General features: G+C 59.4%; 13 protein-coding genes. 8 read left to right on the top strand and 5 right to left on the bottom strand.

Going from position 1 to position 13,305, the window contains the following annotated elements; genetic code table 11:
• Positions 1-33: 33 nt before the first annotated feature.
• Both NH398_RS13185 and NH398_RS13180 read left to right on the top strand, forming a co-directional pair.
• A complete protein-coding gene (locus tag NH398_RS13185; protein ID WP_253018911.1) occupies positions 34-495 on the top strand; it encodes a GNAT family N-acetyltransferase in 462 nt (153 codons plus the stop codon).
• A 118-nt stretch (positions 496-613) separates the two neighbouring features.
• On the top strand, positions 614-1,024 hold the full coding sequence (locus tag NH398_RS13180) for a DUF4019 domain-containing protein (RefSeq protein WP_253018910.1): 411 nt from the start codon (positions 614-616) through the stop codon (positions 1,022-1,024).
• A 54-nt stretch (positions 1,025-1,078) separates the two neighbouring features.
• Here NH398_RS13180 and NH398_RS13175 read toward each other — a convergent pair whose 3' ends face one another.
• Positions 1,079-1,681, bottom strand: coding sequence for a VTT domain-containing protein (locus tag NH398_RS13175; RefSeq protein WP_253018909.1), 603 nt, complete (start codon positions 1,679-1,681; stop codon positions 1,079-1,081).
• A gap of 12 nt (positions 1,682-1,693) precedes the next feature.
• On the bottom strand, positions 1,694-2,503 hold the full coding sequence (locus tag NH398_RS13170) for a DUF1206 domain-containing protein (protein ID WP_253018908.1): 810 nt from the start codon (positions 2,501-2,503) through the stop codon (positions 1,694-1,696).
• Positions 2,504-2,689: 186 nt separating this feature from the next.
• On the opposite strand from NH398_RS13170, the gene NH398_RS13165 reads away from it, so the two are divergent.
• Positions 2,690-3,520, top strand: a complete 831-nt coding sequence (locus tag NH398_RS13165; RefSeq protein ID WP_253018907.1) for an AraC family transcriptional regulator — start codon at positions 2,690-2,692, stop codon at positions 3,518-3,520.
• Here NH398_RS13165 and NH398_RS13160 read toward each other — a convergent pair.
• Positions 3,506-4,099: a LysE family translocator gene (locus tag NH398_RS13160; RefSeq protein ID WP_253018906.1), complete on the bottom strand. Its 594-nt coding sequence runs from the start codon at positions 4,097-4,099 to the stop codon at positions 3,506-3,508. The two genes, NH398_RS13165 and NH398_RS13160, sit on opposite strands and share 15 nt — an antisense overlap.
• A gap of 165 nt (positions 4,100-4,264) precedes the next feature.
• On the opposite strand from NH398_RS13160, the gene NH398_RS13155 reads away from it, so the two are divergent.
• Positions 4,265-5,119, top strand: coding sequence for a methylated-DNA--[protein]-cysteine S-methyltransferase (locus NH398_RS13155; protein WP_253018905.1), 855 nt, complete (start codon positions 4,265-4,267; stop codon positions 5,117-5,119).
• On the opposite strand, the gene NH398_RS13150 is transcribed toward NH398_RS13155, so the two are convergent.
• Positions 5,116-6,036: a glutaminase gene (locus NH398_RS13150; RefSeq protein ID WP_253018904.1), complete on the bottom strand. Its 921-nt coding sequence runs from the start codon at positions 6,034-6,036 to the stop codon at positions 5,116-5,118. The two genes, NH398_RS13155 and NH398_RS13150, sit on opposite strands and share 4 nt — an antisense overlap.
• 215 nt (positions 6,037-6,251) lie before the next feature.
• On the opposite strand from NH398_RS13150, the gene NH398_RS13145 reads away from it, so the two are divergent.
• The 4 genes from NH398_RS13145 (at position 6,252) to NH398_RS13130 (ending at position 12,438) form a co-directional block, all read left to right on the top strand.
• Entirely contained in the window at positions 6,252-7,622 is a 1,371-nt protein-coding gene (locus tag NH398_RS13145; RefSeq protein WP_253018903.1) for a cytochrome P450, read from the top strand.
• A gap of 15 nt (positions 7,623-7,637) precedes the next feature.
• Complete coding sequence (locus NH398_RS13140) at positions 7,638-8,567, top strand: alpha/beta fold hydrolase (protein ID WP_253018902.1); 930 nt, start codon at positions 7,638-7,640, stop codon at positions 8,565-8,567.
• 168 nt (positions 8,568-8,735) lie between these two features.
• Positions 8,736-10,928 (top strand): S8 family serine peptidase, encoded by a 2,193-nt coding sequence (locus tag NH398_RS13135; protein ID WP_253018901.1) that lies wholly within the window; start codon positions 8,736-8,738, stop codon positions 10,926-10,928.
• A 10-nt stretch (positions 10,929-10,938) separates the two neighbouring features.
• Complete coding sequence (locus tag NH398_RS13130) at positions 10,939-12,438, top strand: cobyric acid synthase (protein WP_253018900.1); 1,500 nt, start codon at positions 10,939-10,941, stop codon at positions 12,436-12,438.
• Here NH398_RS13130 and NH398_RS13125 read toward each other — a convergent pair.
• Positions 12,395-13,300 (bottom strand): LysR family transcriptional regulator, encoded by a 906-nt coding sequence (locus NH398_RS13125; RefSeq protein WP_253018899.1) that lies wholly within the window; start codon positions 13,298-13,300, stop codon positions 12,395-12,397. The two genes, NH398_RS13130 and NH398_RS13125, sit on opposite strands and share 44 nt — an antisense overlap.
• Between the last annotated feature and the right edge of the window lie 5 nt (positions 13,301-13,305).

The following is a 13,305-nucleotide window of genomic DNA, read 5'->3' as shown; positions in this document are numbered from 1 at the left end:
GGGGTTTGAGAAGCGAAGGCAGGGGAGCCATGTATGCAAATACGCGTTGAGACATTGGAAGAGCAAGACGTAATAACGCTGCTTGAAGAGCATATGGCCGATATGCACGCCACCTCGCCACCTGAAAGTATTCATGCCCTTGATGTGACGGCGCTCAAAGCGCCAGAGATTACCTTCTACTGCGCTCGCCGGGACGGCGTGCTGTTAGGTTGTGCGGCGCTGAAGTCGCTAGGCAACGGCCAAGCGGAGCTGAAATCCATGCGCACCGCGCCAGCCTCCCGCCAGCAGGGCGTCGCCGCTCAGCTTTTGGCGCATTTATTGGAGCAAGCGCGCTCCCGGGGGTATCACACGCTGAGCTTGGAAACGGGGTCGATGGCCTTTTTTGAGCCAGCCCGGCGGTTATACGCCAAGTTCGGGTTCGAGTACTGCGGGCCGTTTGGCGATTATCAGCAAGATCCGAATAGCTGTTTTATGACGCTGCGGCTGAGTGAGTGATTTTGCACTCTTTCACAGTTTGGTTATCGCTTTAGGGGTAATGTGATTAAAGAAATGGTGCGATGCTCCGATAACTACTTAAGTCGCACGAATTGTTGGATTGCCATAAGAGGCTGCTATGCCAAAACCCCTTGCTCTATTTCTCTCCGCTCTGCTGCTGGCATTGACTACTCATGCGCAGGCGTCCAGCGTCGAGGCGGCGGAAGCGGCCGCGCTGGCGTGGTTGGAAGCGATCGATCAAGGTGAGTACGAACAGGCGTGGGAGAAGTCGTCGCCGCTGCTGAAAACCCCGCTGTCGCCTACCATGCTGCAACGGGTAGTAACGCTGGCGCGTAGCGAGCTAGGCAGCGTGGAGTCTAGGCGGCGCATCCGCATGTCGCAGTACACCTCGATGCCGGGTGCCCCCCGCAACGACTACAAAGAGTTCGCTTTTCAAACCCAGTTCACGAACAACCAGCGCGTGGTTGAAGTCGTTACGCCACATCTGGAAGAGGGCACGTGGCGGGTGAGTGGGTATTACGTGCAGTAACGTGCTTTGAGCGCCCATCAATAGCCGCCAACGTTGGCGGCTATGGTGTTTTTTCTACACGATCAATCCCGCCAGCGCCTGCATCCCCAGCACTAACAGCAGCACCACGCTACCCAGTACCAAGCTAGTTGTCAGCGCGTGGCGTTTCCACATGCTTTCCACCCGGTGACCAAAGCGGTGCACCAGCCACGCTAGGCCATAGTAGCGCAGCCCGCGGGCAATCAGGGCGGCCAAGGCGAACAGCACGATCGGGTAGCCGGAAAGCCCAGCGGTGATCATCGCCACCTGAAACGGAATGGGCAAAATGCCAATCGCTAAAATGGCGGCGAAGCCGTACTGGTCGAAGAAGCTTTGAAACGCCTGATAGCTTTGCTCCATTCCCATGAAGTCGATGAACCAGGTGCCCACCGACTGATACAGCACCATGCCCACGCCATAGCCCACGATGGAGGCCACCAAACAGCCCAGCGTGGTGGCGGTGGCAATCGCCCAAATACGCTGTCGGTTTACCGCCATGAGCGGGATCAGCACAAGCTCGATGGGAATCGGTAGGATGATGGTTTCCAGAAAGGAGAGCGTGGCGAGTAGCCACAGCATGTTTTTCGAGCCGTTGATACGCTCGAACCACTGTTTGGTTCGCGTGGAGGTGAAGGCCATGGATCGACGTCGCTATAGGGAAGGGTTGATGCGGCGGTAGAAGGCGGTGAGTAGGCTGTACACACCAAATGCGAATAATCCAATGGCGACGAACGCAAGCAGCCACTGGCCGAAGGCTTGGTGTCTCAGCGTGCTCAATGCTTCCGCCGTGCCGCCTGCTTGGCTAGGGTTGAACTGATAGGCCGCTATGATAAACAGGCTGCCCACGATCGCAAAGACCAAGCCACGCACCGCCAATCCAAAACGACAGACGGGGTAAGCCCAGCGCTGTACATGGGCGGGCATGGAGAAGTGGCGATCGAATTTGGCCTTCCAACCTTTGATGGCATGGGCAACCCCCGCCCCAATCAGAGCAGCCCCCACGGCCGCGACCAACCAGCGCCCCAGCGGCTGCTGCATCAGCCAGCTAACGGCATCCTGAGAGCCGCTGCCAGAGCCACCGGACGCGCCCAAACGAACGATCAACTTGGCCGCAAAATATGCCAGGAGCGTGTGAGTGACGGCACTGACCAGCAACCCGCCGCGAATCGCGAGGCCTTTGGGGCCATTGCCATGGCGGTCGGTGTCTTGAAGTGCTTGTAAGGTGCGCCACACGGCATAGCCGACTAATCCAAGGGCAATGATGCCGAGCATTATTTTGCCGAAGGGGGCGGTCAATACGCTTTCAAGGGCGCCGCGACTGCCTTCGGTTTGGCCGCCTTGGCCTAGCGCGGCCAGCGCGGCCAGCCCGCCCACCAGTAAATAAACCACGCCCCGCGAAGCGTAGCCCATGCGGGCGAACAGTTTCACCGCGTCCCGATGTGTCGGGGTATGATTGGCCATGGTGTCCTCCTGACGTGAATGGCGCTGCCGATCCTTCCGGCGGCCCATACTGTGCGTGTGACGGGGTATTGTCCAGCGTAGACTATGCGGCCGCTCGCAGGGTATGTTCACTCCCACCAGCGCCAAAGGCGATGGCGCTTGTCTTGCGCCTACTATCTTGAGCCGACTAGGGAACTCAATAATTCGATGAAGGATGCACGGCCTATTTTCTGGCGCGATGCGCGTATGCCCCATGTCGAGCTGCGCGAGATAAAGGATGCGCGACAGGTGTGCTACGCCCCGCACAGTCATGCGCACTGGTCCGTGGGGGCGGTGACCGCCGGTGTCAGTACCTTTATGTATCGCGATGCATCGCATCCGATCAGCGCCGGTGACGTAGTCATGATGAACCCACACTGGGTGCATGCCTGTAATCCCGTGGCCAACCAACCTTGGGCGTATCGAATGCTCTACGTGGATACCCGCTGGATGAGCGCGCTGCGTTATCGGCTTGGCTTGTTGCCCTCCCCACACTGGCAAGACATCGCGACGGCGGTCATCCGCCAGCCGAGTCTCTACCACCCGTTTTGTGAAATGGCCGACTGTTTGTTGGATGAACGTGTCGCGATCGATCAGAAGCGGCAGGTGCTCACCGCGTATCTGACCACGTTGATGACCGAGCTGGCGAAGGAGCCACCCCTGGCACCATCGCCGACGCCTGAGCTGCTGGCCCGAGTGGCCGAGTATTTGCGCACGCATTGTGCCCACGCTATTTCGCTGGAGGCGTTATCCCAGCAAACGGGATACAGCGCGGGGCACTTGATTCGAGCGTTCAAGCAGCATTACGGCTTAACGCCCCATGCCTATTTGATCAATCAACGTATTCAACTAGGGCAGGCGGCGTTAAGGCAGGGCCAGCCGATTGTCGAGGCGGCGCTAACGGCGGGGTTTAACGATCAGCCTCATTTTCAGCGCACCTTCAAACGGCTGGTCGCGGCCACGCCGAATCAATATCGCGTACCGTTACTCAAAAAGTAGAAATATCGCACTGCCTGCCAAGCCTACTGCCAAACTACGGTTGATCGTCAGGAGCACAATGGGGCGTTGCATGTAGCGCTTGAGAAACGCCCCGGCGTAGACCCAGCTTGCCAGCGAGAACCAGCAAATAGGCAGGTAAAGAGCCGCAAACAGACCGATGAGATAAGGATCGTTGCCGTTGGTGTACGCGCCAATGCCCGCCGCCGAGGCCAGCCACGCTTTTGGGTTTAGCCACTGCATCGCAGCCCCTGTGAAAAAGCCAGGGGCTTTATGTGGGTTGTATTCCCCCAGGCGGCCATCGTGTTGTATCAGGCGAACGCTGAGATAGAGTAAGAACACGATGCCTGCCCACTTCAGTGCCTCCTCCAGCCATGGCATCACATGGAGCAGCGAGTAGAGGCCCGCGCCAATGCCGAGAAACAGTACGATAAAGCCTAAGGTTGCCCCTGTAACAAACGTGAGCCCTTTGTGCACGGGATAGTGGGTGCCGCTGCTCAGACAAACGATATTCACCGGCCCAGGTGAAATAGACGCAGCAAGGGCAAAGGCAGACATAGGTAACAGTAACGATGTGCTCATGATGATCCTCCTGAAGGGAGTGCGCAGTGTGCGATGAGTCACATTCGGCGTATTGCACAAAATTGATGTGTGACGTGCGCAAGATTCGGGTGGGGTTTGGCGGGTTAGCTGGTTAAGCTTGGGTAACGATGAGTATTCCGCAACACTGCCCGTGAGATGGAAGCAATGAACGACTACGCCCGCATCGAAAAAGCCATGGCCTTTATGGTGGCGAATGCAGCCCAGCAGCCCAGTTTGGACACGATCGCGGCGCAGGTGCATTTGAGCGCGTTCCATTTTCAGCGGCTGTTTTGCCGTTATGCGGGCGTCAGCCCCAAGCGCTTTTTGCAGGCACTGACGCTGGCGCGGGGGAAGCAGCTGATCGCCTCTGCCCAGAGCCTTACCGATACCGCTCATGCGCTGGGGTTGAGCGGCGGCTCGCGGCTTTATGACCATTTTGTCACGCTGGAAGCGGTGACCCCTGGGGAGTTCAAACGCCAAGGGGAGGGCGTGGAGATTGCTTATGGCATTCATCCCACGCCGTTTGGTGAGGTGCTGGTCGCCACCACGCCTAGGGGCATTTGCCGGATGGGCTTTCTGGCCGCTACACCCGAGGCGGATATTCTCGCTCTGATAGCCGCCGAGTGGCCGCGCAGCACGCTACGCCACCAGCCAGATGCCACCCGTTATGCGGTTGAAGCACTGTTCGAGCCAAGGAACAACGCTGCGCCTGGGGCGCTCTCGTTGCATGTGCGTGGCACTAATTTTCAACTGAACGTCTGGCGAGCGCTGCTGCTGATTCCTGATGGCCAGCTAGCTAGCTACTCGCATATTGCCCAGCTATTGGGGGCACCCAAATCGTCGCGGGCGGTGGGGAACGCGGTAGGAGCGAACCCGGTAGCGCTGTGGATTCCTTGCCACCGGGTGATTCAACAAAGCGGTGCGCTCGGCGGCTACCGCTGGGGGCTTGAGGTGAAACGCCAAGTGCAGGCCTGGGAAGCCGCCCAGCACCTTGAATCGCAAGAGAGCGCTCGTAGCTAGTGCCCAAAAACGGACCAGCCGGTGCGCTGCACGAACATCTCCAGCGCCCGGGTGCCCAGCAGGCTGTTGCCATAACGGTCCAGCCCTGGCGACCACACCGCCAACGAACCGCGCCCCGGCGCGATGGCTAAAATGCCGCCGCCTACGCCGCTTTTGCCCGGCAAGCCCACGCGAAAGGCGAACTCCCCCGAGGCATCGTAGTGGCCGCACATCATCATCAGCGAGTTGATCCGCCGCGCCCGCTGGGGTGACACCACCCGTAGGTTGCTAGGACGGTTGACACCATCGGAAGCCAGAAACAGCCCGGCGTGTGCGAGCTGGTCGCTGCTCATGGCGATGGCGCACTGGTGAAAGTAGGTGCCGAGCACTTTATCGACATCGTGGCGCAGCCGCCCGAAAGCTTTCATGAAGTGGGCCAGCGATGCATTGCGGTGTTTGTGCTCCATTTCCGAGGCGGCGACCTGGTGATCAAAGCAGATGCTGTTGTCGTCGGCGATGTAGCGCACGAAGCTCAAAATTTCCGCCAGGGTCTCTTTGGGTTCGTGGCCCATCATAATGGCATCCACCACCGCAATGGCCCCGGCATTGATGAACGGGTTACGCGGTTTGCCGCTCTCGTGCTCTAGCTGAACGATGGAGTTGAACGGGTCGCCGGAAGGCTCGCGACCTACTTTCGACCACAGCCCATCGCCCCATTTGCCTAGCGCAATGGTCAAAGTAAATACCTTGGAAATACTCTGAATCGAGAAGGGCGTGGACGCGCAGCCCGCTGAAAAGCGCTCGCCCTCGACCGTGGCCAAGCTAATGGCGAACTGGCTGGGGTCTACGTGGGCTAGCTGCGGAATGTAGTCGGCCACGTTGCCGCGCTCGGTCTCTTGTGCAAGCTCGGCGACTATCTCGTTCAGTATCTCTTGCATATCGGGCGTAATCGGTTGGTGGCGGGAGCCGCTACCCTAGCGGAAAATGCTTAGGCTGTCTGCTGGCATACCCTTTATGGCATGGCCTATAACACTAACTAAGTTAACGCCTAGCTTGATTTAAGTGTTTGTTGCAAAAGGTCTCGGTGATTTCCTTGCGTCTGCTGGGGTGGACTCTAGACTGTCACGATAGCCGTATCACTCAAGGAGCAGGAATGGATAGGACATCCACCCCTGAGGCGTTGCCGACCGCAACGCTCAGGGAGACCATTGCCATTATCAGCCAAGTCATGGCCCCCAACGTGGCAAAAGGGGTCATTCGCCGCCGCCCGAACGTCGTCGGGGTGGTGGAGCGCTTCGGGCTGGATGCCAAAGGCATTCGGCAGCTTCAAGTGCTCAGTAAAAAGTATGGCCGTGGCCCGCTCATGCTGAACGTGCCTACAAAGAGGATGGCGGTGATCCTCGACCCCGCCGATGCCAACCATGTGTTGGCGCACACGCCGGAACCGTTCGCGACGGATGAAGCGCTTAAGCGCAGCGCGCTCGGTCATTTCGAGCCCAAGATGTCGCTTGTGTCCCACGGTGAAGCACGCCAAACGCGTCGCCACTTAAACGAGCGAGTGTTGCAGAGCGACTGCCCGCATCACCTGTTTGCCGATGCGTTCGCCCAGGTGGTCGAAGAGGAAGCCGAGGCGCTCGTGGCTCGCACTCAAACACGGTTCGATGAGCTGGATTGGCCGACCTTTCAATACGCTTGGGAGCGTATCGTGCGGCGTGTGGTGCTGGGCGATAGCGCACGGGATGACCAGACGGTCACCCGCGAATTAGCACGGCTGCGCAAGGCCGCCAACTGGGGTTTCATGCGCCCTAAGCGCAAGCGCTTGCAGCAGCGGTTCGAGCAACACTTGGCGTTTTACTACCAGCAGGCCGAGCCACATAGTCTGATGGCAATGCTCGCTCATCACGCGAATCAAGAGGCGAATAGCGACTCGGCGCCGCTGCAGCAAGTGCCGCAATGGCTGTTTGCGTTTGATCCCGCCGGTATGGCGACGTTTCGAGCGCTGGCGCTCTTGTGCGCGCATCCTGAGTATGCGGCCAGCGCGCTCGACGAGGTAAAAGATGCTTCACCGCCTTCCATGGATCGGCTCAAGGCGAGCGTGCTAGAGGCGCTGCGGTTATGGCCCACCACGCCGCTAATTTTAAGGCAGACCACCCAGGCGACTCAGTGGAAGCAGGGAGAAATGCCGGCCAACACGTCGCTGTTGATTCACACGCCCTATTTTCATCGCGACGAGCGCTACCTGCACGCTGCCCATCGGTTCCTGCCAGAGATGTGGTTGCGCCCGGACGGTGCAGGGCGTTGGCCTTTGGTGCCGTTTAGCGCCGGGCCAGGGGTGTGCCCCGGCAGGCACATCGTGCTGCTCGTCACTAGCCGATTGCTCGCTGCGCTTCTTCGGCGTGCGCGCTGGGCGCTTCATCCCCCCGACAAGCTGTCCGGCGAAGCGCCGATGCCGGGGTTACTTAGCCCGTTCCATGTGCGCTTTCGGCTGGAGCGTCATTCCGTTGAAAGTGATGCCACGGCGTAAGAAGGAGACCACGCGATGCCACACGCTCAGCCTACGACCGGTTTACGTTTCGATGTGTTGGTGAATATTCTGCCGGCGGAGGCCGATATTCCGCCGCTGCAATGCTATACCGCACGAGATGGCGGTACGTTGAACTATCGGTACTATCCCGGCCGCTGCGCCTCTGCCAACGAGCAGGCCGCGCCGCCTTCATTGTTGGTGCTGCTGCACGGCTCCTCGGCCAGCAGCCACTATTTGGCTCCCATGGCAGAGTACCTAGCGACATCGGCTGGCTTCGATGTCCTTACCCCCGATTTACGCGGCCACGGGCCAAATCCTATGCGGCGGGGTGACGTAGATTACATCGGCCAGTTAGAGGACGACCTAGCCGATCTGATCGAGCACGCGAAGCATGAACACGCGCCCCATGAGCGTGTGGTGATTGGCGGGCACTCTTCCGGCGGCGGGTTGGCGCTGCGCTTTGCGGCGGGCAAGCAGGCGGGCAACTTAGCGGGTGTGGTGCTGTTGGCGCCGTTTTTAGCTTATAACGCCGCCACGGTGCGTAAAAAAGCGGGTTGGGCCAAGCCGAACCTATGGCGCATCGTACCTCTGGCGCTGCTGAATCAGCTGCGCGTTACTCGCTTCAATCACTGGCCGGTGCTGCGGTTCAACCTGCCGCTAGCCTACCGCACCGGGTCGGAAACGCTGCGCTACACCTACCGCATGATGGAGAGCTTTGGGACGGCAGACTACAAAGCGGACCTTGCCAACATTCGCGCGCCCATTCTGGTGCTGGTGGGGGATAGAGACGAGGCGTTTTACGCCAAGCAGTTCGAGCCTACCATTCACCCTCATGCGCCTCAGTCAGAGTTTGCATTCATCGCTGGCGTGTCGCATCTGGATATCGTGGTGAATACTACCGCTGCTCAGCGTATCGCCCTCTGGGCAGAGACCCACGGTCTATGACATGAGCTTTATACGACTTGCGAGGGGACTTTCCTCAGTATTTAATGCCGTTGCCTTTCCTAGTTTTTAACTGAGCTTTCTAACTGAATTTCTAAGTCAGTTTTCCAACGCCATTAGTGCAAGCGAGTCACTCTATGCAACGCTACACCGATACGCAGGGCTGCCGCCATGTTTGAACGGCGCCCTCTCTTCCTGGCGGTAGCGATCGCGCTGGGCACTCTGACAATATCAGGATGTGGTTCCAGTGGCGGCGGCGGGGGTGATAGCAGCCAGGGCGTGCATACCCCTAGCGGCGCTTCCCCGGGTGTGGGGGCCAGCCAAACCCCCACACCGCTTGAGCCGGGTTTGGTGAGAGTGGCGGTGGCGGATAGCGCGTTCGATGTCGCAACTATTGCAAATAGCGAACGGGTGATTGACCGCTTGGATGTGTACACCGGCTCCGCCGACGTTAGCGGCGTGGATGAGTGGCACGGCAATGCCGTCACTTCTACCATCACGGGCGGCACGTTGGGCAATGCTCGCCTGGATCTTCTGAAAATAGAGGATAGTCAGGGGGCGACGTTAAATAACGCCCTGGATTACGCCATTGGTGAAGCCGCTAACCGCGGTGCACGGGTTATCAACGCCAGTTTTTCCCGCCGTTTGGAAGCCAGCGACCCTCGTCTTACGTTCAATGGGGTGACCTCGGCGACGTCGTATCAGCGCGTGGTGGATGCCAACGGCGGTAAGGGTGCAATTTACGTAGTAAGTGCTGGCAATACGGGCAGCGCTATCGATACGCAAGGCAAGCCGATCTATGCCAGCCAGCCTGGGCTGTACGAAATGATGCTAATCGCCGTTGGCACGACGACCAATGGTGATATTCATCCATCGAGCAGCTATCCCGGTGACGATGCGCAGCTGCAGGCGCGCTCGATTGGCACCGACTTCGCGAACCGCGACGTGGGCGCACAGGGCACGTCGATTTCCGCCGCACGCATTTCAGAGTATGCCGCGGGGATTGTAGGGCAGTGGCCGCACCTCACGGCACAGCAGGCGAGCCAGCGGCTATTAGATACAGCAAGCCAAGAGAGCGCTCTGTTCCAGCAAAGTAACTGCGGCGCGAGCGGCACGTTGAACTGTGGCGCGTTCTACTTGGGCCAAGGCATTGCCGATATTGACGCGGCCCTGGCCCCGGAAGGCGATCTGGTCGTCAGCCAAAGCCAGCGAGTGGCCGACGGTGGCGCGCTGGCGGATGTCTCTTACCTGCAGCTTTCTGATGCCTATGGCGATGCGGTCGCAGCGTCTGGCGTGTTAGAGAGCGTGGTGGCCTTTGACGCGCTGGGCCGAGATTACGCGATTGATTTAGGGCGCAATACGCAGCCCCGCACCGCGCGGGCCACGCAGCTTCGCGATCAGATGCAGCAGATGGCAAGCGCCTCCCCATCCCACGCCACTACTCAGACGGCTGTCGAGGGCAACTATCGTTTCTCTACCAGCAGCACGGCCTACGGTGAGCTGCTGGCCAGCCGCTTTGACGGCACCTTTGGCAACGCCCAGCTCAGCGCCTTTCGTTTTTCGGGCGACCAGCCCAGCCCCATGGGTAGCTACGCCGAGCTAGGCGTGATGCCGATGATCTCGTTTCAAACAGGGTCGGCGCTCACCCATGCCTTCGAGCGTGTTGATGGCGTAGAAACCCGCTATGCGCTAGGTGAACGACTCAGCATGACGGCCTCCCATTGGGCTGGTGATGTGGCTGACGATGCGGCCAGCGACTATCAAGCGCAGCGCTCAGACGTAGGTTTGGCATGGCAAATCGCTCCAGGGCTGAGTATCGACAGCTATGTCGGCCAGCTTACCGAGCAGCAGGGCCTATTGGGCGCTAACGGCAACGGCGCGCTAGGTTTGGGCGACGATAACCAGATGCGTTTTACGGGCGTTAGCTTGCAGGCACAGATGGATGGCTTTCGCGGTTTTGCTGAATTTGAGCAGGGGCAGGGCAGCGCGTCGGGTAGCGGCCTGCTGACCAGCGTGAGCGGCATGCGCGCCCAGCAAATGGCCCTGGGGTTGCAGTGGCAAGGGGAAGGCGAGCGCGCCGAGCGCTGGGCGCTCACCCTGCGTCAGCCGCTGCGTATAGACAGCGCCACGGCGAGCTTCGATGTGCCCGTAGGACGCCGCTTGGATGGCAGCGTGGTGCGTGAAACGCGCAGCGCGTCTCTAGAGCCGTCGGGTCGTCAGCTCGATATCGAATTGGGCTATGGGTTTGCGGCCAGTGAGCGTAGCCAGTGGCAGTTCAACCTGCTGCATACCCGAGAGCCGGGCCACGATGCTGACGCACCGAGCGATTCAGCGGCCATGGTGAACTACACCTACGCTTGGTAATTGATTTGCGATGACCACACTGATGATTCAAGGCACCACCTCGGATGCGGGCAAAAGTACCGTGGTGGCGGGGCTTTGCCGTGTTCTCAAGCGCCGGGGTATCTCGGTGGCCCCGTTCAAACCGCAAAACATGGCGCTAAACAGTGCGGTGACCAGCGATGGCGGCGAGATTGGCCGCTCCACCGCGCTACAGGCCCAGGCGGCGGGCGTTACTCCCCATAGCGATATGAACCCGGTACTGCTGAAGCCGGAAAACGACCGGGGTGCCCAGGTGATTCTGCGCGGCAAGGTGTACGGGCATATGGACGCGCTGGACTACCACGCCTTCAAACGCACGGCTCAAGATAGCGTGATGGCAGCGTGGCAAGCCCTAGAGCAGCGGTTTGATGTGATTATTGCTGAAGGGGCGGGCAGCCCGGCGGAAATCAACCTGCGCAAAGGCGATATTGCCAATATGGGCTTTGCCGAAGCCGCGGACTGTCCGGTGCTGCTGGTGGGCGATATTGACCGTGGCGGCGTGTTTGCTCAGCTGGTCGGAACGCTGGCGCTACTGAGTGACAGTGAACAGGCTCGCACCAAAGGTTTTATCATCAACCGTTTTCGGGGCGATATTGCGCTGTTGGAACCAGGGCTTGAGTGGTTGGAAGCGCGCACCCAAAAGCCGGTGCTGGGCACGTTGCCGTATCTGCAAGGTCTGCTGCTGGATGCCGAAGATAGCATCGGCACTGTGCAGGCGGAGAAAGAGAGCCAAACGCTCAAGGTTATCGTTCCCGCACTGCCGCGCATCAGTAACCACACCGATTTCGACCCGCTGCGCCTGCACCCTCAGGTATCGCTTAGTTTTATCGGCCCCGACCAGCCTATTCCTCCCGCTGATGTGATCGTACTTCCCGGCAGTAAAAGCACCGCGAGCGACTTAGCCTGGTTAAAGCGCCAGGGCTGGGACGCGGCGATTACCCGCCACCTGCGCTACGGCGGCAACGTGCTGGGCATTTGCGGCGGCTTTCAAATGCTGGGGGAGTGGGTCGATGACCCCGACGGGCTGGAGGGCGCGCCCGGAAAAATCGCCGGGTTGGGGCTGTTGCCGCTGACCACGCGCATGGTGCCCGGCAAGCAGATTCGCAACGTGAGCGGCGTGTTGATGGGCGAAGAAGCAAAGGTAGAGGGGTACGAGATCCATAACGGCGTTAGCGAAGGTCCCGCCCTGAGCAGGCCACTTTTCGATGTAGGCACCCACTTGGATGGGGCCATCAGCGAGGACGGCCAAGTGATGGGCACTTACCTACACGGCCTATTCGATCACCCAGAAGCCTGCCAAGCGCTACTCACCAAGCTTGGCCTAGCCAAGGCAGGCAGCGTCGATTACAACGCCCACCGCGAACAAGCCTTGGAGCGCTTGGCCGATACGCTAGAAGAACATCTGGATATTGACGCGATCCTGGCGCTCATTGCGTCTTCAAGCGCTGCTAAACAGTCTCTTTGCCCCAGTGCTCTAACAGAAGATCGATAAACAGCTGTGCCGTGCTTGATAAACTATGCGAGTTGCTGCGTACCAAGCCAATCGAGCGCTGAATGCGTGGCTCGGGTAAATCGCGAGAGCAGAGCGTGTCGTGGTCAGGGCCGGGCATGGTCATGCGCGGCAAAATAGCCACGCCAAGGCCTGACTCCACCAGTCCCAACGAAGTAGAGAGGTGCTGCACCTCGTAAAAGCTGTTGAGGTGAATACCCTCGGCTGATAGAGCGTTATCCAGCAGCGTGCGGTTGCCACTATCGCGGCTCACGGTGATGAGCCGCACATCCTCTAAATCGCTCCACTCAATCTGCTTTTTGCTGGCCAGCGGGTGGTCCGAGCGCAGTGCCAGTACAAACGGATCTCGCAGCAGCGGCGTGAAGCGCACCTCCGAGCTTTGCGCGCTGATCATGTTGATGCCGAAATCCGCCTCGCCATTAATGACTTTTTCCAGCCCTTCGTTAGCGCTGACATCCAAAATCCGGATGCGAATGCCCGGCCACGCCTCGCTAAACACGCGAATGACACTAGGCAAAAAGTAGAAGGCCGCCGTGGGCAGGCAGGCAATCGTTACCGTGCCTTTTTGGTGGGTCACGAGCTCTCGAATGCCTAGGATGGAGGACTCGTACTCCTCTAGCATGCGTCTGGCGCGGGGCAGAAAATCGGCCCCTATCGGAGTGAGTCGAGTACGCCTTGTGGTTCGCTCAAGTAGTTCAACTTCAAGGAGTTCTTCGAGTTTTTGGATGCGCCGAGTGAGGGCCGGCTGCGACAAATGCAGGCGCTGCGCCGCCTCATGAAAGGTGCCCAGTTCAGCGACCAAAATGAAGGCCTGGAGGTCAAGAAATTCGAGTCTATGCAGCATAGGAT

The organism is Halomonas sp. CnH100-B (assembly GCF_024124605.1).
Taxonomy (GTDB): domain Bacteria; phylum Pseudomonadota; class Gammaproteobacteria; order Pseudomonadales; family Halomonadaceae; genus Vreelandella.
This window is presented reverse-complemented; position numbering and strand designations above follow the sequence as displayed.

Excerpts from the sequence above, each read along its gene's own strand:
- NH398_RS13185 (WP_253018911.1), top strand. The coding sequence starts at position 34 with ATGCAAATACGCGTTGAGACATTGGAAGAGCAAGACGTAATAACGCTG.
- NH398_RS13180 (WP_253018910.1), top strand. The coding sequence starts at position 614 with ATGCCAAAACCCCTTGCTCTATTTCTCTCCGCTCTGCTGCTGGCATTG.
- NH398_RS13175 (WP_253018909.1), bottom strand. The coding sequence starts at position 1,681 with ATGGCCTTCACCTCCACGCGAACCAAACAGTGGTTCGAGCGTATCAAC.
- NH398_RS13170 (WP_253018908.1), bottom strand. The coding sequence starts at position 2,503 with ATGGCCAATCATACCCCGACACATCGGGACGCGGTGAAACTGTTCGCC.
- NH398_RS13165 (WP_253018907.1), top strand. The coding sequence starts at position 2,690 with ATGAAGGATGCACGGCCTATTTTCTGGCGCGATGCGCGTATGCCCCAT.
- NH398_RS13160 (WP_253018906.1), bottom strand. The coding sequence starts at position 4,099 with ATGAGCACATCGTTACTGTTACCTATGTCTGCCTTTGCCCTTGCTGCG.
- NH398_RS13155 (WP_253018905.1), top strand. The coding sequence starts at position 4,265 with ATGAACGACTACGCCCGCATCGAAAAAGCCATGGCCTTTATGGTGGCG.
- NH398_RS13150 (WP_253018904.1), bottom strand. The coding sequence starts at position 6,036 with ATGCAAGAGATACTGAACGAGATAGTCGCCGAGCTTGCACAAGAGACC.
- NH398_RS13145 (WP_253018903.1), top strand. The coding sequence starts at position 6,252 with ATGGATAGGACATCCACCCCTGAGGCGTTGCCGACCGCAACGCTCAGG.
- NH398_RS13140 (WP_253018902.1), top strand. The coding sequence starts at position 7,638 with ATGCCACACGCTCAGCCTACGACCGGTTTACGTTTCGATGTGTTGGTG.
- NH398_RS13135 (WP_253018901.1), top strand. The coding sequence starts at position 8,736 with ATGTTTGAACGGCGCCCTCTCTTCCTGGCGGTAGCGATCGCGCTGGGC.
- NH398_RS13130 (WP_253018900.1), top strand. The coding sequence starts at position 10,939 with ATGACCACACTGATGATTCAAGGCACCACCTCGGATGCGGGCAAAAGT.
- NH398_RS13125 (WP_253018899.1), bottom strand. The coding sequence starts at position 13,300 with ATGCTGCATAGACTCGAATTTCTTGACCTCCAGGCCTTCATTTTGGTC.